The sequence below is a fragment of the Methanocalculus chunghsingensis genome, from assembly GCF_018132105.1.
GTDB lineage: Archaea > Halobacteriota > Methanomicrobia > Methanomicrobiales > Methanocorpusculaceae > Methanocalculus > Methanocalculus chunghsingensis.
In genome coordinates this window covers 106,970-129,932 of sequence record NZ_JWHL01000002.1, presented here as the reverse complement: position 1 = coordinate 129,932, position 22,963 = coordinate 106,970, and the positions used below count along the sequence as shown (strand labels likewise).

Genomic DNA, 22,963 nt, shown 5'->3' with positions numbered 1-22,963 from the left:
CATCCCCTTTTTACGCGTTTTGATCACCCGAAAAGAGCCGGGGAGGGTAAATTCCTGCCTCCTGAAATGCTGTTTTTGTCCTTCGTGATATCTCTGCTTTGCATTCGAACTCATCGCGGAGATCCCAGACATATGCCCGTGCCCGGAGCCGGACACTGTACATTTTGTTTTCAGTAAGGATCGTATAAAAGCAGGCGTCTGTGATATACACATGCCGGGATGTGACGATGGCGTCCTTGAAGATCTCGATCGCCCTGGCGATATCCGCGGTATGATCGATAAAGACATCCACAACAACCTGCATCTCGGTCTTGCCGGCATTGGCACTTGCGACGCTCTGAGTGAAGATCTTGTGGTTTGGTATGGTGACGTAACTGTCATCAGGGGTAATGATCCGGGTATCGATGAGGCCAAGCTCCACCACCTCACCATAATACTCCCCCATTTTGATCCGATCTCCTATCCTGAATGGTTTCTGGAAGGCGATGATCACCCCCCCAATGACATTTGCAAAGGCATCCTTCAGGCCAAAACCGATCGCCGCACCGAAGAGACCGGAGAAGGCGACCAGCTCAATGGTCGAGAGCGTCAACACACGCTGGATCACGATCATGATGGCGACTGTGTAGATGAGGATGTTGAGTATCGGAACGATCATCCGGACACCAATCCGTGCGTGGCCGAAGAACTCCGAGGTACGGATGAGAATAAAACTGATCACTCTGGCAAGCAGATAAGCGATGATGAAGATGACGACGGCATCGATGAGAAGGGGGATGATCTCGTCATAAATCTCAGCAAGCTGTGTATCGACCATCATTCTCACTCCCAGAAGATCCGTAGTTTCAGAAGCATTTCATTCACAAGAAGGAGCGCTTCCGGATAGATCTGGTACCCTCCATTAACCTTCATAATGACCTCAAGAGAGAGGAGACGATAGAGGGTCGGGCAGATTGGATATTCCCCCCCTGCCGCCTCCTCCAGTTCCTCACGTGTAATACTGCCGGTCATAGCGATGATACCAAGGATGAAAGCATCATTTCGAAGGAGTGGATCAGGCATCCGCATGGGTGTATAGTCCTTGAGGTTCACGGTCGGATACTCAAAACTCTTCTTCCAGATGGCTTTTCCAACACCAGGGTTGCCACCTGCCATCTTTGTTATCTTCTGAAATACAAGCTCCTCATCTGAGAGATTCATCTCCTTCTTATGCCGTCTCAACGATACCCGATCGATATTGACCCTGGGAAGAGGCAGCTCGACAGGTTCGCTCTTCCATGGAAGCTTCACCGGATATGGGGTAAATCTGAGCAGGGACGGCAATTCAATATCCACATCTCCGATGAACTGGAGCTCGGCTTCAGTATAGTCTTTCAGAATACACTGCCGCATCTCGGTATCAGAGAGAGGAGGAAGTCTGATGATCTTTGGAAAGAAACGTTCCACCTCCCGAACCCGCCTGATATAGTTCCAGGCATACAGGTTCCAGGTCGTTATAAAGAGAGAGGAGGAGGAGGCGACCTCTTCGAGGAAATCATCGAGGACCGAGAAGCCACCGATCCGACGGGAGAAGAGATACTGGCACCCGTCTATAAAGACGATGGGTTGAGAGTAGCGGGATTCGAGCAGCTTACGTTTCTTTGTGATCCATGAACCGTATTCAACGAAGTACGAGGAGTCCTTATATTCTTCCCTGAGGGTTGTCAGAAGTGTGCTTCTGCCGGAGTATGGGAGACCGAGAATCGCAACATTTTGTTTTGTACCGGACCGGTGCATGCTGATAATCTCCTGAATCTTTTCAAATTCATTATGAAATCCGATACAGGGCGGATGGCTCTTCTCTTCTCTGGCTACGGTTTCATCGCTACTCATCTGATCTCATCTCTCTGTATCAGGGAAGGAGCGGGATAAAGATTCCTCTTCAAATCAGGCTATCCTCAGGGGAAAGAATATCACCGGAGAGTGAGAAGAGATCTACCAACCCTAAATATGGAGAGAGAAGGGAGCTTTCTATGAACAGTGTCTATGTTATCGGACATAAGAACCCGGATACGGATAGTATCTGCAGTGTTATCGGATATGCGGCATATCTGAACGAACTTGAACCTGGGAGATATATCCCTGCACGATGTGGTGATATGAACCCGGAGACGGAGTTTGTCCTCTCACACTTCGGGGTTGAACCACCAGCCTTTATAGAGTCGGTCGAGCCGACGGTGGCGGATATTCCATTCACCTACACATTGAATGCCGGGATGGATGTTCCGACGATCGATGTTGTCGAGATGATGGATGAACATGATCTGAGAAACATCCCGATCATCGATGAGGAGGGGCGCCTTGCCGGACTCGTCTCTGAACACGGCCTTTCCAAGGCGTATGTCAGGCGTACCCGGGTCGAGCATCTCTCTGTATCGCCAATACCTCTCGATACATTGGCACGGATTCTTGATGCAAATATCGTCGTCAGAAAGAAGGAGATCATTGAAGGGAATGTCTATATATCGATCGACGCACTCCATGTCACCCTCTCCCGCCTCACCGAAGATGATATCGCAATCGTCGGAGATAATGAACCCTCCCAGCTGGCACTTATCTCAGCAGGAATTGCAGTTCTGATCATCGCAGATGACGCCCCGCTTGGGGAGCGCGTGATCAATGCGGCGACACAACGGGGGGTATCACTCCTCTCAACGAAACTCGATGCATTCGGTGTTGCCAAGATGATCAATCTCTCTCTCCCTGCATCCCAGGTGATGGCCACCGATGTACCGGTGGTCCATACCGACGACGGTCTCGATTATGTCAAGCAGCTCGTCAGCAATTCACGATATCGTACGGCCTGTATTGTTGATGAGGAGAACAAACTCATCGGGATGATATCCCGCAACACCCTGATGGAGGAGATTCAGAAAGCGGTTATCCTCCTTGATCATAACGAATACAGTCAGGCGGTGGATGGAATCGAGCATGCCGAGATTTTGGAGATTATCGATCATCACCGGCTTGGAGCAATGACCACACTCAAGCCGATTCGTTTTGTGATGGAACCAGTCGGATCAACCTCAACGATCGTCGCATCTATCTATCGGGATTCCGGAATACAAATCCCCGAGAAGATTGCCGGGCTCCTCCTTGCCGGTGTCCTCTCAGACACACTCGGACTGAAGATGTCAACGACAACGACAAAAGATGAGGAGATGGTCTCATATCTCTCTGAGATAACAGGGATAGAACCGATTGATTTTGGGATGAAGCTCTTTCAGGAGGGGATGGAGCTCTCAGAATATTCGATCGAAGAACTTCTCAAGAAAGATACCAAGCGATATACACTCTTCTCCAAGGAGGTTGTCATCTCTCAGGTGATGGTTCCATCAGAGGATTTCTCGTCTATACATGCAGAAGAAATTCAGAAGATCCTCCCGGAGATTCGGGAACAGCTTGATGTGGACATCGTCGCCGTACTGATTACCTGTGTCTTTGAAAATGGGAGTGATCTCTTCGTCGCCGCAGATGATATGACTCTTCAGCGTCTGCATATCGATACACAACCCGTCCGGCTTGAGGGTGTGATGTCACGAAAGAAGGACTTCCTTCCGAGATTCGGGCAGATGATCAGGTCACTCTGATTCGTCCGGGCTTCGCATCATCGGAACCACCCCTGCCCCCTTCAGATTACCAAGGGCAAAGGCATATCTTCTCCTGATCGAGGGGGGTAGTTCTTCTTCCGGAATTTCCACAAACCCATACCGGCGATAGAACGCAACCAGAGCGATAGTTGAGTGCATGTAGAGATAATTATCCCTGCATGCCTCGATCAGGGCCCCGACTGCATGCCGGGCAAACCCATGCCCACGGTACCCCTCCGGGGTGAAGACGGCATCCACTTCATCACCATCAGGATGGCGGCGGCAACGGGCGACCGCAACGAGGATGCCCTCTGCAAAGGTCCCAAAGATGCGATCACTCGCCGGATCTCCGGTCTGTTGGTGATATCTTTTCCAGAGCTCTTCAGCATGAATAAACTCATCTGCATTCAGCTCTCTGGCATCAACCCTGAGATTGATCTCTGGATAACGGATATAGACCGGTATATCAGCTCTGGCTGCAACACCTGCAACAGTCTCTCCAATTATCGCCTTCTTCAGGTAATCGAGATGCCCAAACCGGGCGATGACAATTATGCTCATCGCATGGCTCTCAGCAACCGAGAGGATCGATTCGATCCGGTTGCCACGACGAAGGAGGACGGATACTGATGGTCCGCCCGCGTCACCCTTCAGGAGATCCGCTGCATCGTTGAGGCGATCCCTCGCATCATCAAGGAGAGCGGGATCATCGGATCGGACGACATGGAGAAGAAGGACATGACTGCTGAGACCGAGAGACCTGATGAAGGCGAGGATCTCATAGGATATTGTAGAGAGCTCAATGGGTACAAGGATACGGGAGAAGAGGCCGGGACGATCATCATGCATACGACCCCGGATATAGCGCATGATCAGGAGATCCCGGCTCACATGGAGGAGGAGATCATCTGATACAGAACCGAGGAAGTACTTCTCTATTCTTCCCCGCCCTCGTGCCCCGACGACGATGGTGTTGATCCGCTCCTCCTCGGCAACGGATCTGATCATGTCAGCTATCTTCCCCTGACTCCTCGCCACTATTCTGTATCGGGTGCGTATATCAGTGGATCGAAGGCGCCGACATCGCTCCTCAAGTTTTTCAGTGATAGCGGGCGTTATCTCCTCTTCCGGGATGTGGAGGAGGAGGATATCATCAACACCCGGAATCTCAGAAGCCATATCGAGACCGGCATCTGCATACTCAGAACAATCTGTTGGTATGAGTATCCGCATAGTACGTACTCAATGGAGAAAAGAGACAGGAAGGATGATAAACCTGTACGGTTCGATCCTCAGGCAGGAGGGATCACCTGCACACCCTGGTTATCAACGGCAGCATCAACTGCGATCTCAAGACCGAGGGGGGTGACGATAGAATCCATATCTTTCCTGCTCTTCTCAGTAATGATGGCGATTGCCGGACCAACCGAACTCATTGCAACAAACTCAAGGCCGGCTTCCCGGAGCCGGCTCATGTACTCATAGAGCGCGAAGCTGTGATGCTCCACCTCTGCCCGCTTTGATCCCCGGAACTCAATCTCCCACATGATGTCGCCAATTGTTTTAAGATCGCCCCGCTCAACGGCAGGAATCAGATCCATCATAATCATATAGACCTTTAGTTCACGATCCCGGTAGTCAAGGGTCCGGGCCCTCGTCATCAGGAGATCGAACTCGTGCTCTCCGGCACTTGAGACTCCGGTCGGGGGGATGACGATGAAGACGTTCTTTCCTTCTGCAAATGGATGCTGGTAGACGAGGGAGAGGGCATCACCCATCACCCCGATTCCACCGTGTGTTGATACGGCCGGACCGACACCGGTCTCAAATCCAAAGACGACATCGCCGCCTTCGGTCTCCTCGACATAGTTATTCCCAATAAGCATCCGGATCTGATCGCTTGTAAGTGGAGAGCCGAGTGCGGCATTTGTGGCGTTTCCAACAGCGGTGAGAAGGGTACTCGTTGATCCAAGACCAACATGCTCTTTTCCATGGTCAGTAGCCACGACATGGAAACCACCGGTATAGCCGACAGCCCGGCTCAGTGCAATAAGGAAATGACGGATAATGGATGCTCGCGGATGCTCCACCTCTATGCCTTCCGGTGTGCAGGAGACCTCGGCCTGGCAGTACAGCTGGATGGCAAATCCAAGTCCGCCACCGCCGGGATGGCCGGGGGCGAAACGGTTCATGTCAAAGACGCTCAGATGAATTCGTGCAGGCGCAACTGCAGAGAACGTCCCCTTCTGCGGATCTGCAGTTACTTTTCCAATTAATCCACATGTCCTGATCTCCTCTCCGGGTGAGAAGGCGACGAACTCGTACTCAACGAGATCGAGATCGCCACCACGAATCTTCATCGTCGGCATGGTATATCCCATAGCCATTTTCGATACCCGGTGATAGTCTTTCTGATCTGTATGTGCGGATGCGAAATATCAAAAGAGGCCGGATACAAGACAAACACTTGATATAGTCTATCACCTATCGATTTCCATCAACAGATATCTACCAGAGTGCAGAGTGATACAGTCTGGAAAATACCTTATACAAGAATTCATAGCCACCGGATGAGAAGAGAATAGGATAATATATATAGGTGTAGTGCAGTATTCAGTGTATGCTCTCGCCGGGAGAGATCAGGAAAGAGATCGAAGAGCGCCTCAGAGCGTACCTATCCAGAGACACATCAGGGATACGGAAAGAGTTGCTCAACCTCTTCATTCGTGTCCGTTCACTCACCATTGCAGAGATCCATGCACGGTTAAACGAACACTTCAGCATCGGTATCAAATCGGTTGCATCCATGGTTGGGATCATCGCATCCAAATTCGGCATCCTGCATATCCGTCGGAAAGCCGAAAGTACGACAAGTGTCTATGAGATGAAAGAACAATATCTCGATGTTGTGACAGATATTGTCGCATCAACATAAGACTCCTTTTTTTTTGATCGCCTGCATCAGTCAGAACTATTTTAATCATTCTCTCCCCATTAATCACGTACATGCGTAGACCGTTTGGAGAACCCACAGAGGTGCCGGATATCATCATTAACGAAGACGTACGGGCATATATTCATGAGCGCGGATGCGACTTCAGGGTCTGTACATCATGTGGAGGGCCAATCCTCCTCCCGACCTCAATCAAGCAGCCAAAATCAACTGACATACGCATAACGGTCGGGGACCATGATCTGTATGTCTCACGGTACCAGGTGAAATGGATCCAGACGATCGATATGAAGATGGTTCCACGGTACTTTGGGTATGGTCAATCCGATGAGTATTGAAGAGCTTCCGCATACCGCAGATGTGCGTCGACGAATCCGGGCAGAGAGCAGGGAGGAGCTCTTCTCCCTTGCTGCAAAGGCTATGTTTGCAGTCCTCTATCCCGGAAAATGTGATGTTTGGTCTGAAAAGACAATGACCATCGATGCAGACGATCCGGAGGATCTCCTCTGGGAATTCCTCTCTGATCTCCTCTATATCTCCGAGGTGGAATCATTCGTCGTCTGTGAGACGGTCATCAGATTCACAGGCAGCGGATTGATTGCGACTCTCAGAGGAGAGCCATTTCAAAGAGAGAAGCATGAAGGGGGGAGGGAGATTAAAGGCGTCTCGCTCTCAGGCCTTTCAATTCAGACCACCGGAGATATGATGAGCTGTGATATCATCTTTGATATTTGAGGTGTGATGATGCAGAAACTATTCTCTTCTGTTGGACGTCATGAGTGGGATCTTCCCCTCGGATATATACCGGATATGCGGGTATCCGGCAGGCTCTTCCTCTCGGATTCCCTCTTTGAATCCCTCGAAGAGGGAGCCGTCAGGCAACTTGCCAACGTCGCAACCCTCCCGGGTATCATCGGCCACTCCTTTGGCATGCCTGACATTCACTGGGGCTATGGATTCCCGATCGGGGGTGTCGCTGCCTTCTCCGAAGAGGAAGGGATCATCTCACCCGGGGGCGTCGGGTTTGACATCAATTGTGGAGTCCGGATGATCACAACACCGCTTTCGGTCTCGGATCTGGGGAGCAGGGAGGATATCATCGGCAGGTTGTATCAGCAGGTTCCAACAGGTGTTGGATCAAAAAGTGCATTCCGGCTCTCGGCTTCAGCACTTGACGATCTCCTGGCTCTTGGATCCAAATGGGCGGTATCTGAAGGATATGGTCTTCCTGAGGACTGCATCCGGTGTGAAGAGGGGGGATATATGAAGGAGGCAGCTCCCGAGAACGTCAGTGAGAAAGCGCGCAAGAGGGGGATCCCCCAGTGCGGCACCCTGGGATCAGGGAACCACTTTCTTGAGCTTCAGGTGGTATCCGAGATCCGGGATCACGAGGCGGCAAAGACATTTGGTGTGAAGGAAGGAAACGTCTGTTGTATGATCCATTGTGGATCACGTGGGCTTGGACACCAGGTCTGTACAGATCACCTGAAAACACTTGAGAAAGCCACAAAAAAATACGGCATCACCCTGCCTGACCGTCAGCTCTCCTGTGCCCCTCTCACCTCACCTGAAGGGGAGAGCTACTTTGGTGCGATGGCGGCCGCTGCAAATTATGCCTGGGCCAACCGCCAGATAATCACCCATCAGGTGAGAACCCTCTTTGAATCGGCATTTGGGATTTCCCCTTCTGAGATGCCACTGGTCTATGATGTGGCGCATAATGTCGCCAAATGGGAGATGCATACCATTGATGGCTCAGACAAGCGCGTCTGTGTTCATAGAAAAGGGGCAACCCGGGCATTTGGACCCGGAAGACCTGAGCTCCCCGAGATATACCAGAGAACAGGACAGCCGGTGATCATTCCAGGCAGCATGGGAACGGCATCATATCTCCTCGCAGGAACAGAGACGGCGATGGAGAAGACCTTTGGGAGTACCTGCCATGGTGCCGGACGGGTCAGCAGCAGAAAAGAGGCGAAGAAAGCGGTACGTGGGGCTGCGGTATCGGCTGACCTGAAGAAACAGGGGATCATCGTCCGGGCGCCATCCGGGGATGCAATCGCCGAGGAAGCACCTGAGATGTATAAGTCAAGTGATGAAGTTATCCGTGTTGTTCATGAGGCCGGACTCTCGCGGATCGTCGCACGAATGATGCCCCTTGGAGTGATCAAAGGATGAGGTGTGGAACACCGGCACTCATCTGGGAAGAAAAGCTGATGTTTCTTCGCTTGATCGAGGATTGTGTCGGATCCTGCGAACTGGTCACACCACAGCTTCTTGCAGCTCCCTTCTACCGTGGTTCTTTTGGAACACTCATCATCCCGACAGGGTTTGCAAACAAGGAATATTCCCGTGTCCTTCCCGCACTCAGGGCAACGAAGAGCAGGATGGAACGCTTCATCAGGTCTGGAGGAAATCTGGTGGTTTTTGGAGGAGGTGGTGAGGTGCCGGAATGTTATGACTGGCTCCCGTTCTCTGTCAGATACCAGTTTGCGTACGGCCCGCGTGAGATTCTCATCAGAAGAGAGAGTGATGCCGTCGCCCTGCTTGATGGATACGACCATACTGCCTTTGAATGCGACGGGCATCTCACAGAGTACGAGGGGGAAGCCATTGCGGAAACCAGAGAGGGAGATCCAATTCTCATTGAGGAGTCAATCGGAGAGGGCCGCGTCATCCTGACAACAGCACATGAGTATCCATCCCGGACGTTCATCACGGCATTTTGTTCCTCTAAAAAGGAAACCTTCTTTTAGATGGAATTGGTATGGTTGTTAGTGTTCCATTATGCATCGATATACCATTGCCCGGGATTCATCAGCCGATGATCTCGAATCGGTCCTGATGACGATCCATACGATAGTCTCCAATCTTCCGATAACCGGAAGGTCAGCAGAGAAACCCGGTATCCGGATAGAAGATGGGAAGGTGATCGACAGATCCTATACCGGACCGATCCTCGAAGACGCGATTGCCGGGAACCGCCTTATCAAGACACGTCCGCAAGAGGGGATCTATAAGGGTATTCCTGTCGTCGTCGCACCTATCCGGGACAGTGAGGGAGCGGCGATTGGAGCAATAGGAGTCGTTGACATCACCGGCATCTTTGATCTGGCGACGCTCATGGAACACCAGTCATTCATCCTCCGTCAGGTCTGTGGAACAGATCCCTGTCCATTGGATAGTGAACAGAGCATTGCAAAAAGGTAACAACGATGAATAACGCTGCATTTAACGTCCTGAAGATCCTCGACCGGGAGAGCGGTAAGATTTCTGGAGAGAAGATCAGTGAAGAGCTGGGGATCAGCCGATCAGCGGTCTGGAAACATATCGAAGAGCTTCGCGACCTTGGGTATGAGATAGAAGCCACCCAGAAAGAGGGATATCATGTGACCAAAAGGACGACGCGCCTCCTTCCATACGAGATTAAACGTCATCTCAGAACGAAGAAGATCGGATCTGAGATTCATTATGTCACAACCACCCCCTCAACCATCTGGCTTGGAAAACAGATGATCCGGGAGATAGAAAACGATATATCGGAGGGGCTGGTTATCCTCGCAGAAGAGCAGACCGGCGGACTTGGACGCCTTGGTCGATCATGGGCATCTCCTGCAGGAGGAATCTGGACTACAATCGTTCTCAAGCCATCGATTCCAATCCAGAAGGCGTTCATGATCATGATTGCCGCATCAGTAGCCGTATCCAGGGCTATCAGAAAAGAGTATGATATTGGTGCTCTGATCAAATGGCCAAATGATATCTTCATCGGTGATAAGAAGGTTGGAGGGATGCACCTTGAGTTGTCAGCCGAGGCAGATGTCATTCACTACTGTCTCCTCAGCCTCGGAATTGATGTCAATGTATCAGTCGAGGAGCTGATGCCGGTCCTGAACCGTGAGGTGACATCGATATCAGAAGAACTCGGATACGAAGTTGACCGGACTAAATTCCTTGCACGTGTCCTGACCGAGTTTGAGAGGCGGTACACCCTGGTCGAGCGGAATGAGTATGATGCACTCCTCCGTGAATGGAAGAGCCTCTCCTGCACACTGGAGCGAAGAGTCGAGATCCGTACACTGAAGAAGACCTTCGAAGGAGAAGCCATTGATATCGATGATCACGGGGCATTGATCATCAGAAAGGACAATGGAAAGATCGAGCGTGTTATCGCCGGGGACTGCCATATCCTCTGATCATCCAACAATCACCACATACAATCGATTTTTTCTATCTTATAAATCTCCGGAGGAAGACTTGATCTTTTTTATCGTCAACCAACATACAAGTAGGAGGTTGACGATGTATGGAAATATCGAGTATGCAAAAACCCTGACACGGACTGCAACATTCGCGGCGCTGATAAGTATCGGAGGGTGGATATCCATAGTAGTTCCATTCCTTCCGCTTGTTCCCTTTACCCTTCAGACGCTCTTCGTCCTCCTTGCGGCCCTTGTTATGAAACGGTATGCGATTCTTCCTGCAGCCCTCTATATCATCCTTGGAGTCTGTAACCTCCCGGTCTTTCACAATGGGACAGCGGGGCTTGGTGTCCTCCTTGGACCGACGGGGGGGTATATCATCGGATTCTTACCGGCGGCACTCATAGCAGGACTCCTCTGTGAACAGACGTTCCGGCATGCAGAGATAACCGGGATCGTCTCGGCAGGTATCATTATCTACCTATTTGGATCTGCCTGGCTCTCCCTCTCCACAGGAATGCCGTTTACTGCCGCGGTAATAGTCGGCGTAGCCCCCTTCATTCCCGGAGATATTCTCAAAGGAATAGCTGCTCTTGCTATCGCCCGAAGAGTTACATGATAACGATAACCGACCTCTCCCATGGTATTCTCCGGATCCCGGCCCTCTCGATAGAGCCGGGTATCACTACGGTATTTGGACCAAATGGTGCAGGGAAGACGACGCTCCTCTCAGTAACTGCCGGGGTTATCCTTCCAGAGGCGGGCTTGATCCTGATCGATGGATCTCCCCCGCGATCATGTGAGATAGGATGGGTATCTGAATTTCCTGACAGGAATATACTCTTTGAACGGGTCTTCGATGAGATTGCCGCCCCTCTCAGATTCCGAAGACTCCCGATGGAGATGATCGAAGATCGAACAATGAAGATCGCTGAGAGGCTCTCGATCTCCCGCCTGCTCAATCGAAAGATGCGGACACTCTCTGGTGGGGAGAAGGTACTCGTTGCCCTCGCTACGGCACTTGTCACCTCCCCTCTCCTCCTTGTCATCGATGAGGCAGACTCGCATCTTGATGAGGAGACAGCATGGGAGATGCAGGATGCACTACGATCTAATCAACCCCCCTATGTGCTGCAAAGCAGCCAGTATCAGAATATTGCCGACGTTTCAGACGATCATATCCGGATTCATGAGGGGTTTGTCATCTCAAGGGGTATGAACCAGGATGGTTGATATGGAGCTCATCGCCGACGCTCTCATCTACCGGCAGGGGGATATGACCATCGCCGCCGATCACCGCTTTGTGCCCGGTACCACCCTTATTACCGGGAGAATCGGGAGCGGCAAAAGTACTCTCTCCCTTCTCCTCTCCGGACAGGTGAAGCCGGATACCGGAACAATCCGGAGATCAGGGATAGAATCAGAGATTCTCTCACTTCAGTTTCCGGAGTATCATATCACCAAAACGACGGTTGCAGATGAGATCCGATCATGGGGAGTGGATCCAAATGCTATTCTGACGGTCATTCCGGAAGCGATGTGGCGACGTGATCCCCACACTCTCTCACGAGGTGAGCTGAAACGGCTCAATCTCGCCTGTATCCTTGCACGGGATCCGGATCTTCTCATCCTTGATGAGCCCTTCTCATCCCTTGATGCAGATATGAAGAAATGGTTCTGCCATGAGCTCCAAAAAAGAAAGGAGCGTATAACCATCATCTTCACCCATGAACGCGAGATTATTCCGGATTCTGACGAGCGGTTTGTGATGAGAGACGGGCAGCTGGAGGATGCGGGGGGTTCCATGCAGTCCAGGACAATTGCCTGCCCCCACCCGGAAGAGACGCAGTCGAGATTTGGGGACGGCCGACTCCGACTTCTCTCCGTCATCTGCCTCTCACTTGGAGCCTTTATCTCGATCGGGGGGGCTCTTCTTGCCTTTGTCTGGTGGACAGTTGTGGCACAGAAGGGACGGCGACTTCCTGATAAGCGGCTCCTCGCTGCACTAGGGGTCCTGATCCTTGTTCCGGCTGTCGTTACCGAGATCCTTGTCGGAGGAGGGATTTCGTATGGAATCCGGATGGGAGTCATCCTTCTTATCTCCTTCTGGGCATATGCAGAGTTCCGGGGAGGTGATATGCTGGATATCTTCGTTTGGTTCTTCGGAGAGAGGTTCGGCTTCGATCTCGGCCTTGCTGCTGAGATGACACTGCAGTCCTTTCATCTTGCCGGATCAGATCTTCGGGAGATACAAAGGGCATTTTCTATAAAAGGAATGCAGATAGACTACAAGACCATCATTCCTGCCGCGCTCACCCTTCTTCTCCTTCATATCCGTCGGGCAGATGAGACAGCAAACCTCCTTGCAATCCGGGGGTTCCAGAGTGGCGGAACACATAAACCAAAATTTTCTACATTTCCAAAAGACGTTATTATGACCATTTTTGCAGTATTAATCGCTATTTTAAGCTTAATTTACTTCTGGTGAGTTTTTTATAGTATCAAGGTTAATTGTTGAGAGGCTCGATTTTTACAATTCCTCAGCCCACGAGGTGTTCAGATGACGTTTTCAAAATCTTCCAGAGTACACATCACAGATACCACGCTGAGGGATGCGCATCAATCGCTCATCGCCACACGCCTTCGTACAGAGGATATGATACCAGTTGCTCATGAGATCAACAAGGTTGGTTTCTTCTCTGTGGAGGCATGGGGCGGGGCTACATTTGATAGCTGTATCCGGTTTTTAAACGACGATCCCTGGATGCGTCTTCGTGCACTCAAGGAGGCACTGCCCGACACTCCAATCCAGATGCTCCTTCGCGGACAGAATCTGGTGGGATACCGACACTATCCGGACGATGTAGTTGAGCGGTTCATCACCGCAGCTCACACAAACGGGGTAGATATTTTCAGAATATTCGATGCATTGAATGACATCCGGAATATGGAATCCTCCATGAAGGCAGTCTCCGATCTCGGGGCACACATGCAGGGTGCCATCTCGTATACCACAAGCCCGGTCCATAACATTCCCACATTTATCGATATGGCTGAGGAATTGTACTCCCATGGGTGTGATTCGGTCTGTATCAAAGATATGGCCGGTCTGATCATGCCGGAAACTGCACGGGAGCTGATAACAGGGATTAAGGAGAGGGTGGATATTCTCGTCGATCTCCACAGCCATTCGACGAGCGGGATAGCGCCGATGAGTTACCAGGCAGCGATAGAAGCGGGCGTTGATATACTCGATACCGCAATGTCACCGTTTGCCTTTGGAACATCACAGCCTGCTACCGAGAGTGTCATTGCATCGCTGATCGGCACACCCCGTGATACCGGGATAGATCTCCTTGCACTTCGGAAGGTTCGGAACCTCTGCATGGATATCAGGAGGAAATATGATGCGCTCGTTGATCCCATCTCTGAGCGGATCGACAGTGACGTTCTTGTCTACCAGCTCCCAGGCGGGATGATCTCAAACCTCGTCTCCCAGTTAAAGGAGCAGGATGCACTGGAGCGGTTGTCAGAGGTATTTGAGGAGATACCAAAGGTCCGTGAGGATCTTGGATATCCGCCCCTTGTCACACCGACAAGCCAGATTGTCGGTACGCAGGCGGTCTTAAATGTCCTGATGAACGGTCGCTACCAGAACGTCACTAAAGAGGTGAAAGATTATGTCAGGGGATTATATGGGCGGCCTCCGGCACCCATCTCTGATAGGATTCGAGAGCTGATCATCGATGGAGAAGAGATGATCACAATCCGCCCTGCAGATCTCCTTGAACCGATGTATGAGAGGAGCAGGGAAGAAGCCATCAGTATGGGTCTTGTAAAGAAGGATGAGGATATTCTGACATATATCCTCTATCCAGCTATCGCTCCTGCCTTCCTTCGGGGAGAGAAGACTGCTGAAGTCATTCCACAGGCAAAGAAGACCCATACCGGATCCACAAACGACTTCCCCGACTCGATGGAGGTCGAGGTCGATGGTGAGCTCTTCTCGGTCCGTATCGTTTCTGTCGGGGGAAGTACAGTCTCGTCACCAGTCGGTGCTACCGTCAAGTCCCAGATACCAAGGGGCGATCTCCCAGGTGGGGTGAAGAGCAATATGCAGGGGATGGTCCTTGAGATCAAGGTTCACCGCGATCAGGTTGTGAAGAAGGGTGAGACACTTCTTGTCCTTGAAGCGATGAAGATGGAGAACCCGATCCAGAGTCCGGTCGATGGGAAGGTCTCAGATATCTATGTGGATGTCGGATCAGTAGTACAGAACGGAGACATACTGCTGGTGATCCAATGAGCTTCTTTGATAAGGTACTCATCGCAAACCGTGGTGAGATAGCCATACGTGTCATGCGTGCCTGCAGGGAGCTTGGTATCGAGACGGTCGCCATCTATTCGGAACCGGACAAAAATGCCCTCCATGTCAGGTACGCCGACGAGGCATTCCTCATTGGAGAGGCACACCCCTCAAAGAGTTACCTAAACATTGATAGAATCGTCGAGGTCGCCGAGATGAGCGGATCCGAGGCGATCCATCCCGGTTATGGCTTCCTCGCAGAGAACTACCATTTTGCAGAACGCATCGAGGAGAGCAATCTCACATTCATCGGCCCGTCCTCGGAGACCATCCATATGATGGGGTCAAAGCTGGACTCAAAGGAGGCAATGAGTGCTGCCGGAGTTCCGGTTCTCCCATGGACCAAAGGGGGTGTCACCTCAGCTGAAGCAGGGATCGCCTTTGCAGAAGAGATCGGGTATCCTGTTATCGTCAAGGCCAGTGCTGGTGGTGGCGGTATCGGGATGCAGATCGTCTGGGATGAGTCGGGTATCGCCGAGGCGATCGAGAAGGGTATGCGGATCGCACAGTCCGCATTTGGCGATCCGACGATCTTCATCGAGAAGTACCTGGATAAACCCCGCCATATCGAGGTGCAGATCCTCTCCGACAGAAGTGGCAATGGTATCCACCTGTATGAACGGGAATGTTCCATCCAGAGGCGACACCAAAAACTTGTTGAGGAGGCGCCATGCCCGATCATGACCCCGGAACTACGGGAGCGGATGACGGATTCCGCCCTTACTGTTGCAAAGACCTGTGATTACACAAATGCCGGAACTGTTGAGTTCCTCTATGCTGATGGCGAATATTACTTTATGGAGATGAACACCCGTCTCCAGGTTGAACATACCATCACCGAGATGGTAACCGGCGTGGATATTGTCCGCCAGCAGATAGCCATTGCAGCAGGTGAGGATCTCGCATATGAACAGGAGCAGGTAAGTCTGAGAGGCCATGCAATCGAGTGCCGGATCAATGCAGAGGATCCGATGAATGACTTCGCAGCAGATCCCGGCAAGATTGTCAGGTACCGCTCTCCGGGAGGGCCCGGAATACGGGTTGACTCAGGCATTCATGTCGGGTATGCCATACCGCCCCAGTATGACTCGATGATCTCAAAGCTCTGCTCCTATGGACTCACCCGTATTGAGGCGATCGAACGAATGCGCCGCGCGATCTATGAGTATGTGATCCTTGGGGTGAAGACGACGCTTCCTCTCCATCATGCGCTGATGAACAACCGCCAGTTCATCCAGGGGAACACCCACACCCATTTTCTCGCGGATCAGAACATCAGGCGCAATCTCGAACGTTTCTTCCGCGACGAGGAATCGAGGATGCAGACACTTGCAGAATCTCTCAGGCAGGGGAAGGAGACTGCGGCAATCACCGCTGCGGTCAATGTCTATCTCCACCACATGAAGAAGAGTGAGTAATATCCCCATTTTTTTATAGATTTTATAACCGTGGCCAGAGAGGATTTCAAATGACAATCTATATACGTTTCGGCAACCTCCTTATTATGCACAAGTCGTGCAGACCAACCGTTGCTGCGGTGGCCTAGCTGGTTAGGGCGCCAGACTCATAGGGTTTTGAGCAAGTTCGAGGCGCCATCTCCTGGGATATCTGGAGGTCGGGGGTTCGGATCCCCCTCGCAGCACTTTTCAGTCGGTTGGTAATCCAGAACAACCTGGGCGACGTACGCCAATTCTGTTTTTACAACAAATCCCATACCGCAGGTAGAATAGCAGTTCATTATTCTATGCTTCGCCGAGACTGTATCGCCGTCATCCTGCGAATCTGGTGCGACTATTTCAAGCGAAGGGGTGTACTCCCGGGACCGGGGTGTGGTGCCTTCTGCTCAGATACTGTCAATCATAGTCGACAGATTTATCAGATATCATCCACTATAGTCGATGAATGGATGAGAAGGTAGCGATCGCACTGGAAAGCCAGAACCCCTGGTGGTCGTCAAGGGAGTTTGCTACGGGAATCGATCGTCTCTCCAGCTTCCCACAAATCGAGAGGTATATGAACGCACAGGAGGTTGTCCTCATTGTCGGTGCACGAAGAACCGGAAAATCAACACTGGTCTATCAGATAATCCGCTCTCTCCTTGATCAGGGTGTTGATAAGCAGGCGATCCTCTACATCAATCTTGATGAACCCCTCTTCCTCTCCATGGCAGATGACCCGACGCTGCTTAGCGCTATCGTCGAGGAACATCTCGCCCGCCATGGAAGTGGTGAGCGCCTCTACCTATGCATTGACGAGATTCAGAACTATGCATACTGGGCTCCTGCAATTAAGACATTGTACGATACCAAGAGCAATATCAAGTGTATCCTCACAGGTTCGGTTTCAACACTCCTCAGACAGGAGATGAGTACACGTCTCTCCGGGCGTCACCTCTCCATAAACGTCTACCCCCTCACATTTCCAGAGTGCCTCGGTTTTCAAAAGATACAAGATCCAACCATTATGGAGAAGAGGAAGGTATTTGGTGAATACCTGAAATACGGCGGATTTCCCCGTGTTGTCCTTGAATTCGATGAGACCATGAAGATGGAGATCCTGAAGAACTATTATGAGACGATCTATCTCAAAGATATTATATTTCCTAATAAAATCCGGAAGAACCGGGAGATCATCGATCTTCTCTACTACCTGGTATCACATACCGGCACCCTCCTCTCGTTCAACAAAATCGCTGATACATTACAGATCTCCACGGATACAGTCCAGGAATATATTGAGTATGCTGAAAATGCCTTCCTCCTCTCCACACTGATGAAGTATGACTACTCACTGAAGAAGCAGCGTACAAACCCAAAGAAGATCTACGCAGTCGATCCGGGTCTGATAAATGCGGTTTCATTTGCATTCTCAGAGAACAGGGGACGGCTCATAGAAAATGTCATCCATATGGCTCTCAAACGAGTCTATGAAGAGATCTATTATCATAAAGGCACCTATGAGTGTGATTTTGTTGTTCGTTCAGGCAGACGCATCACCCATGCCTTCCAGGTGACACAGTCCCTGAGAGATCCAAAGAACAGGGAGCGGGAGATCAGGGGCCTTGTAGAGGCGATGGAGACCTTTCACCTCTCAGAAGGAACAATCATTACTGAGTATGAGTCGGAAAAGATCGATCGTGAAGGGAGAGTAATACATGTCGTCCCATCGTATGCATGGCTCAGCCGGAATGATCAACCCCTTTGAGTGGAGAACAGGGTCAGTTAACCGTCGTTTCCCTTTTATCACTACCTAATATCATCAGTTATAGTCGACAGATCCATCTCAAATCGTCGATTATACCTGACAGTTCCATAGAGGGTGCTGCTTCTGAAGCTCCTTTCGATCCCTCAGGATATCGGAATTAAGAGTAGACAGGGAGCTTTCATCAGCACCATTATCATCCAGAAACCCTCAGTCTCTCCTGCATGACAACTGTTCTGATCATCTATTACTCCCTCCATGGCCATGTACACCAGCTCGCCATGGCCGTTGCTGAAGGTGTGCGGGCCGCCGGTGCCGAGGCAGTTCTCCGCCGCGTTCCCGAGACCCTGCCACCCGAGGCCATCGTGAAGATGGGGGCGGCTTCGTTTCAGCAGGAGTTTGAGAAGATCCCGATCTGTAGTCGTGAGGAGATGATGTCAGCAGATGCGATCATCATCGGGACACCGACCCGTTTTGGGAATATGTGCGGCCAGATGCGGCAGTTCCTTGATGGAACCGGCGGACTCTGGCAGCAGAATGCCCTGGTCGGGAAGGTAGGAAGCGTCTTTACCAGTACGGGAACCCAGCATGGGGGCCAGGAGTCGACGATCCTCTCGACACAGATCACCCTTCTCCATCATGGCATGGTCATTGCCGGCCTCCCCTATGGCTTCACCGGTCAGTCGAGGACCGATGAGGTGACGGGATGCTCACCCTATGGTGCATCAACGATTGCCGGAGAGGGAGGTGAGCGATGGCCGTCAGAGAACGAACTGGCAGGAGCCTGCTGGCAGGGGAGGTATGTTGCGATTCTCGCGAGCCGACTCTCAGAGAATTATGAATCTATGAGGGAGGAGCTTGGAATCTGACCCGGAATCCCTGAAGGCATTGTTACCATCAGAAAGTCACAGCATATTCTCCCCGTTGTTCATTTTGACGACTATCACCAATCAGAACGTTTTTTCCTGAAAATGAGATCAATGTTCATGCCTTTTCATTTCCGGATAGCTATTCTCCCAATCCTGATAATGCTCGTAATAGCATCTGCTCTTATCCCCGGATGTACTCACTCTCCAGAACCTGTGTCTGAGGATTATGATAAACTCCTGACATCGCCACCTCCTTCAGTTGAGGTCAGGCTCCAACAAATAGTCTCGGATGGTGTCACCAATGCTGAGATCCCCGGAGCAGTCATCGAGATTGAGACCCCGGACTGGAGATGGCGCCATGCGACAGGATATGCCGCACTCTCCCCTCCGATACCGGCTGAAACCGGGATGCATTTCTTTATTGCAAGCGTGACAAAGCCATTTGTCAGCGTTGCAATCCTTCAGCTTGCCGAAGAGGGGAAGCTTGCCCTCGATGATCCAATCGACTCCTATCTTCCGGTTGATATCATGGAGGCGATTGCAATGAGCGATGAGATAACAATCCGTCAGCTTCTTGACCATACAAGCGGTATTGCGGACTATGATGAAATGTCATTGGTTCTGGAAGAATACGAGAACCCAGGATACACCGTTTCCTACGAACAGGGCATGTGGGATAGCCTTCATGCAGGTCCACTGTATGATCCGGGGATGGGGTATACCTATTCGAATGTCAATTACATCCTCCTCACTCTGATCATCGACAGGGCATCAGGCAGAACGTATGAAGAATATATCCTGGAATATATTCTCAATCCGGTTGGCATGAGGAATACATCAGTCCACCGCACCAACAGACTACCGGATCCACATATGCATGCACTCGAAGAGTTCGAGGAAGATGGCATCATCATGGACTTCAGCAATCTCTATAAGCAGTACGATCGTGGTTCCGGGGATATCGTGAGCACAACAGCTGATCTCAATGCCTTTCACAAGGCGCTTGTGTCAGGCATGCTGATCAGTCCGTCATCCCGTGACGAGATGATGACGATCTCACCACAGTCAAAGAAGAATATTGATATGAGCCCTCTCGGGTCTGGAAACCAGGGGTATGGACCTGGATATATCATCACATCTCTTGATGAACCTGGAAACCTGACCCTCTATGGCCATACCGGGGGATATCCCGGTGCATCGACATTCTGGTACTATCTTGCCGAGGAGGATACGTATCTGACACTCCATGCCAATTCTGCGATGCGGGCAGCAGCAGTCCATGAGGAGATTCTTATACCTCTCCTCCTGTTTCTGACAGATAGGGGGCCTGCGGGCTTCTGATTTGTCAGGAGTTCAAATTTTCTCAGTATTTATCTTCTTCCCGACCGTCGCCGCATAGATGACAAACTCCTCCACACCATGAAGGTTCTGCCGATGGATTACATATCCGTTATAGATTCTTTTGAGATAGATACATGTTCCATCGAGCACGGTATGGGATTAAAAGAACACCAACCATTGATATGAAGTGGAAAAGGCTTTAATTGATCCATATCATACGATATTTTGGATAAGAATATAATTGATGAAAGATGATCAGAAATAAAAAGCTGACAATAATGGTTTCATCCACGGTTTATGGCAATGAAGAACTTTTAGAAAGAATATATACGCTATTAACTGAATTTGGATACGAAGTCTGGATGTCCCACAAGGGGACAATGCCAGTCTTATCTCACCGTTCGGCTTACGAGAACTGCATTACAGGGGTGGAGAAGTGCGATCTTTTCCTTGGATTTATTACTCCTCGTTATGGTAGTAAGATAAATGATACAGGTATTTCAATTACTCATCTGGAACTGAAAACAGCTATTAGCCTTAACAAGGCACGTTGGCTATTAGGACATGCTCATGTAGTTATTGCCAAATCGCTTCTGGATGATCTGGGGTATGAAGGAGAAATTGGTCGAGAAAACCTGTCATTGGAGAAAAATCATGTCCTCGATGATCTCCGTGTTATAAATATGTACGAAGAGGCCATCCTCTCTCAGAAGCCATCAGAGGACCGCCAGGGTGACTGGGTCCAGAAGTTTAGTTCCGATGATGACGCTTCTCTTTTTGCTATGGCACAATTCTCACGCTATCAGGAAGTCGAATCATTTGTTAAAGAGAATTTACAAAACAGCACTATTATATCCACGTTAGTAAGGAAGAGGGATCAGTATGAACCCAGATAGGATTGATGAGGCTTTACTACCGGAGGATGACCGTGCCATCAAATTTCTGCCAAGATACCGGGGTCTTAAGGTTATTGGTCCAATAGTCTGTGGTTTTTTAAATACATCAGGCGGTTCTCTTATTTGTGGTGCAAATAGCAGGGAAGCTATCATGGGCTTAGAGAATGTTCATAGCCTTGTCCACGATGTTGAACAAGGGTTGGCGAATGGCATTTCACCAGGGGCGCTTGTATCTGTCCAAGCCCACGAAGTCGGCACAAAGAATGTATTGATTATTGAAGTTCCAGCCGGCAAAGACCTACCATACGCATTTGAGAATGTGATCTACATCCTTGATAATTATGAGATAAAAAAAGCGGATATCGAAATTATCCGCGACATGGTGCTCCGCAAACAGACTGAACCCGAGCGTTGGGAGCGCCGCTTCTCTTCCATTGACATACAAAAGGATCTGGATATTCATGAAATCAATTCTACCGTGGATGCTGTTGTTGAAAGGGCAAGGCTTACATTTAGGGATCGTAACAGTACAATTCGGATTCTTGAAGATCTTGGGTTATGCCGCTATGGGCGCCTGACAAATGGCGGGGATGTAATTTTTGGAGCCAATCCGGCAATACGTCATCCACAGATAAGAGTTCGTGCCGCCTGTTTTACGAAAAGTAAGGGTGACGATTCATATATCGATATGAAATCCTTCGAGGGGCCATTAGTACCAATTTTAGAGGAGGTTTTCCATTTTATACAACGCAATACACCAACAATATCAACTTTTGAAAAGGGGAGTCTAATCCGGCGGGACGAAAAACTCTACCCAATAGCTGCAATAAGGGAAGGATTGGTCAATGCGTTTGTTCACAGGGATTACAGTAACTTTTCAGGGGGGATTACTATTGAAATCTATCCGGACCACCTGAAAATAGAGAATGCTGGCAGGTTTCCTGAAGGGGTGACAGCAGATAACCTCCTATCCGGACACATCTCAATACTTCGCAACCCGGACATAGCCCATGTGCTCTATCTTCGTGGGTTAATGGAGATGCTCGGTAGAGGCAGTGTGATGATTAAGAAGGCCTGTGAGGAACGTGGACTGCCGGCGCCGACGTGGTCAGAAGAGGAGCATAGTGTCACCCTTACCTTCTTTGCCCGGGAGATCACCCCGGAAGTAACCCCGGAAGTAACCCCGGAAGTAGAGAAGTTACTCGGCGTTCTTAGAGGAGAGATATCAAGGCGAGATCTTCAGGACATACTCGGTTTAAAGGATAATGAACACTTCAGGAAGGCATATCTTCTGCCAGCCCTTCATGAAAACATGATAGAAATGACTCTCCCCGACAAGCCAAAGAGCAGCAGACAAAAATACCGGCTTACAAAAAAGGGAAAAGCCCTGATCGAAGGATTCCACGTCTAAACTCGTATAAATCTCTGAAAGGAGAAAATTGTTGTAACTTCTGTCGAACAACTGGCACCCTGATCCTGATCAGATCCGAAAACAAGGGAACACCC

At 50.3% G+C, this 22,963-nt stretch carries 22 protein-coding genes and 1 tRNA gene; 19 read left to right on the top strand and 4 right to left on the bottom strand.

Annotation, left to right across the window (positions count from 1 at the left end; all coding sequences use genetic code 11):
* Positions 1-10 precede the first annotated feature (10 nt).
* Both RJ53_RS02245 and RJ53_RS02240 read right to left on the bottom strand, forming a co-directional pair.
* Complete coding sequence (locus RJ53_RS02245) at positions 11-820, bottom strand: mechanosensitive ion channel family protein (protein ID WP_211529978.1); 810 nt, start codon at positions 818-820, stop codon at positions 11-13.
* A gap of 2 nt (positions 821-822) precedes the next feature.
* Positions 823-1,872, bottom strand: coding sequence for an ATP-binding protein (locus tag RJ53_RS02240; protein ID WP_211529977.1), 1,050 nt, complete (start codon positions 1,870-1,872; stop codon positions 823-825).
* A 140-nt stretch (positions 1,873-2,012) separates the two neighbouring features.
* Between RJ53_RS02240 and RJ53_RS02235 the strand changes: the two genes are divergently transcribed.
* Entirely contained in the window at positions 2,013-3,629 is a 1,617-nt protein-coding gene (locus RJ53_RS02235) for a putative manganese-dependent inorganic diphosphatase (RefSeq protein ID WP_211529976.1), read from the top strand.
* Here RJ53_RS02235 and RJ53_RS02230 read toward each other — a convergent pair.
* On the bottom strand, positions 3,621-4,862 hold the full coding sequence (locus RJ53_RS02230) for a GNAT family N-acetyltransferase (RefSeq protein ID WP_211529975.1): 1,242 nt from the start codon (positions 4,860-4,862) through the stop codon (positions 3,621-3,623). The genes RJ53_RS02235 and RJ53_RS02230 overlap by 9 nt on opposite strands.
* Before the next feature lie 59 nt (positions 4,863-4,921).
* Positions 4,922-5,998, bottom strand: a complete 1,077-nt coding sequence (locus tag RJ53_RS02225) for a GHMP family kinase ATP-binding protein (RefSeq protein WP_211530096.1) — start codon at positions 5,996-5,998, stop codon at positions 4,922-4,924.
* Between the two features lie 251 nt (positions 5,999-6,249).
* On the opposite strand from RJ53_RS02225, the gene RJ53_RS02220 reads away from it, so the two are divergent.
* The 18 genes from RJ53_RS02220 (at position 6,250) to RJ53_RS02135 (ending at position 22,868) form a co-directional block, all read left to right on the top strand.
* Positions 6,250-6,564 carry a DUF2551 domain-containing protein gene (locus RJ53_RS02220; RefSeq protein WP_211529974.1) on the top strand — a complete coding sequence of 105 codons (315 nt, stop codon included), beginning with the start codon at positions 6,250-6,252 and terminating at the stop codon, positions 6,562-6,564.
* Positions 6,565-6,635: 71 nt separating this feature from the next.
* Positions 6,636-6,920 (top strand): hypothetical protein, encoded by a 285-nt coding sequence (locus tag RJ53_RS02215; protein WP_211529973.1) that lies wholly within the window; start codon positions 6,636-6,638, stop codon positions 6,918-6,920.
* Positions 6,898-7,317 (top strand): archease, encoded by a 420-nt coding sequence (locus RJ53_RS02210; protein ID WP_246495941.1) that lies wholly within the window; start codon positions 6,898-6,900, stop codon positions 7,315-7,317. The genes RJ53_RS02215 and RJ53_RS02210 overlap by 23 nt, the downstream gene beginning before the upstream one ends.
* 9 nt (positions 7,318-7,326) lie before the next feature.
* Complete coding sequence (locus tag RJ53_RS02205; RefSeq protein WP_211530094.1) at positions 7,327-8,760, top strand: RtcB family protein; 1,434 nt, start codon at positions 7,327-7,329, stop codon at positions 8,758-8,760.
* A complete protein-coding gene (locus RJ53_RS02200) occupies positions 8,757-9,338 on the top strand; it encodes a hypothetical protein (protein ID WP_246495940.1) in 582 nt (193 codons plus the stop codon). Before RJ53_RS02205 ends, RJ53_RS02200 begins: the two co-directional genes overlap by 4 nt.
* Positions 9,339-9,369: 31 nt before the next feature.
* The gene (locus RJ53_RS02195) at positions 9,370-9,792 is read left to right on the top strand and encodes a DUF2111 domain-containing protein (protein WP_211529972.1); all 423 of its coding nucleotides are present in this window, start codon (positions 9,370-9,372) and stop codon (positions 9,790-9,792) included.
* 5 nt (positions 9,793-9,797) lie between these two features.
* A complete protein-coding gene (locus RJ53_RS02190) occupies positions 9,798-10,778 on the top strand; it encodes a biotin--[acetyl-CoA-carboxylase] ligase (RefSeq protein WP_211529971.1) in 981 nt (326 codons plus the stop codon).
* A gap of 106 nt (positions 10,779-10,884) precedes the next feature.
* A complete protein-coding gene (locus RJ53_RS02185) occupies positions 10,885-11,403 on the top strand; it encodes a biotin transporter BioY (protein WP_211529970.1) in 519 nt (172 codons plus the stop codon).
* Entirely contained in the window at positions 11,400-12,017 is a 618-nt protein-coding gene (locus tag RJ53_RS02180; RefSeq protein ID WP_211529969.1) for an ATP-binding cassette domain-containing protein, read from the top strand. The genes RJ53_RS02185 and RJ53_RS02180 overlap by 4 nt, the downstream gene beginning before the upstream one ends.
* Positions 12,010-13,272 carry an ATP-binding cassette domain-containing protein gene (locus RJ53_RS02175; protein WP_211529968.1) on the top strand — a complete coding sequence of 421 codons (1,263 nt, stop codon included), beginning with the start codon at positions 12,010-12,012 and terminating at the stop codon, positions 13,270-13,272. Before RJ53_RS02180 ends, RJ53_RS02175 begins: the two co-directional genes overlap by 8 nt.
* 72 nt (positions 13,273-13,344) lie before the next feature.
* Positions 13,345-15,090 (top strand): pyruvate/oxaloacetate carboxyltransferase, encoded by a 1,746-nt coding sequence (locus RJ53_RS02170; RefSeq protein ID WP_211529967.1) that lies wholly within the window; start codon positions 13,345-13,347, stop codon positions 15,088-15,090.
* Entirely contained in the window at positions 15,087-16,568 is a 1,482-nt protein-coding gene (locus RJ53_RS02165) for an acetyl-CoA carboxylase biotin carboxylase subunit (RefSeq protein ID WP_211529966.1), read from the top strand. The genes RJ53_RS02170 and RJ53_RS02165 overlap by 4 nt, the downstream gene beginning before the upstream one ends.
* 113 nt (positions 16,569-16,681) lie before the next feature.
* A tRNA-Met gene (locus tag RJ53_RS02160) sits at positions 16,682-16,792 on the top strand.
* A gap of 260 nt (positions 16,793-17,052) precedes the next feature.
* Positions 17,053-18,354, top strand: a complete 1,302-nt coding sequence (locus RJ53_RS02155; RefSeq protein WP_211529965.1) for an ATP-binding protein — start codon at positions 17,053-17,055, stop codon at positions 18,352-18,354.
* Positions 18,355-18,575: 221 nt separating this feature from the next.
* Positions 18,576-19,220, top strand: a complete 645-nt coding sequence (gene wrbA / locus RJ53_RS02150; RefSeq protein WP_211529964.1) for an NAD(P)H:quinone oxidoreductase — start codon at positions 18,576-18,578, stop codon at positions 19,218-19,220.
* A 117-nt stretch (positions 19,221-19,337) separates the two neighbouring features.
* Complete coding sequence (locus RJ53_RS02145) at positions 19,338-20,561, top strand: serine hydrolase domain-containing protein (protein WP_211529963.1); 1,224 nt, start codon at positions 19,338-19,340, stop codon at positions 20,559-20,561.
* A 251-nt stretch (positions 20,562-20,812) separates the two neighbouring features.
* Positions 20,813-21,457, top strand: a complete 645-nt coding sequence (locus RJ53_RS02140) for a DUF4062 domain-containing protein (protein WP_211529962.1) — start codon at positions 20,813-20,815, stop codon at positions 21,455-21,457.
* A complete protein-coding gene (locus RJ53_RS02135) occupies positions 21,444-22,868 on the top strand; it encodes a Fic family protein (protein ID WP_211529961.1) in 1,425 nt (474 codons plus the stop codon). Before RJ53_RS02140 ends, RJ53_RS02135 begins: the two co-directional genes overlap by 14 nt.
* Positions 22,869-22,963: the final 95 nt, after the last annotated feature.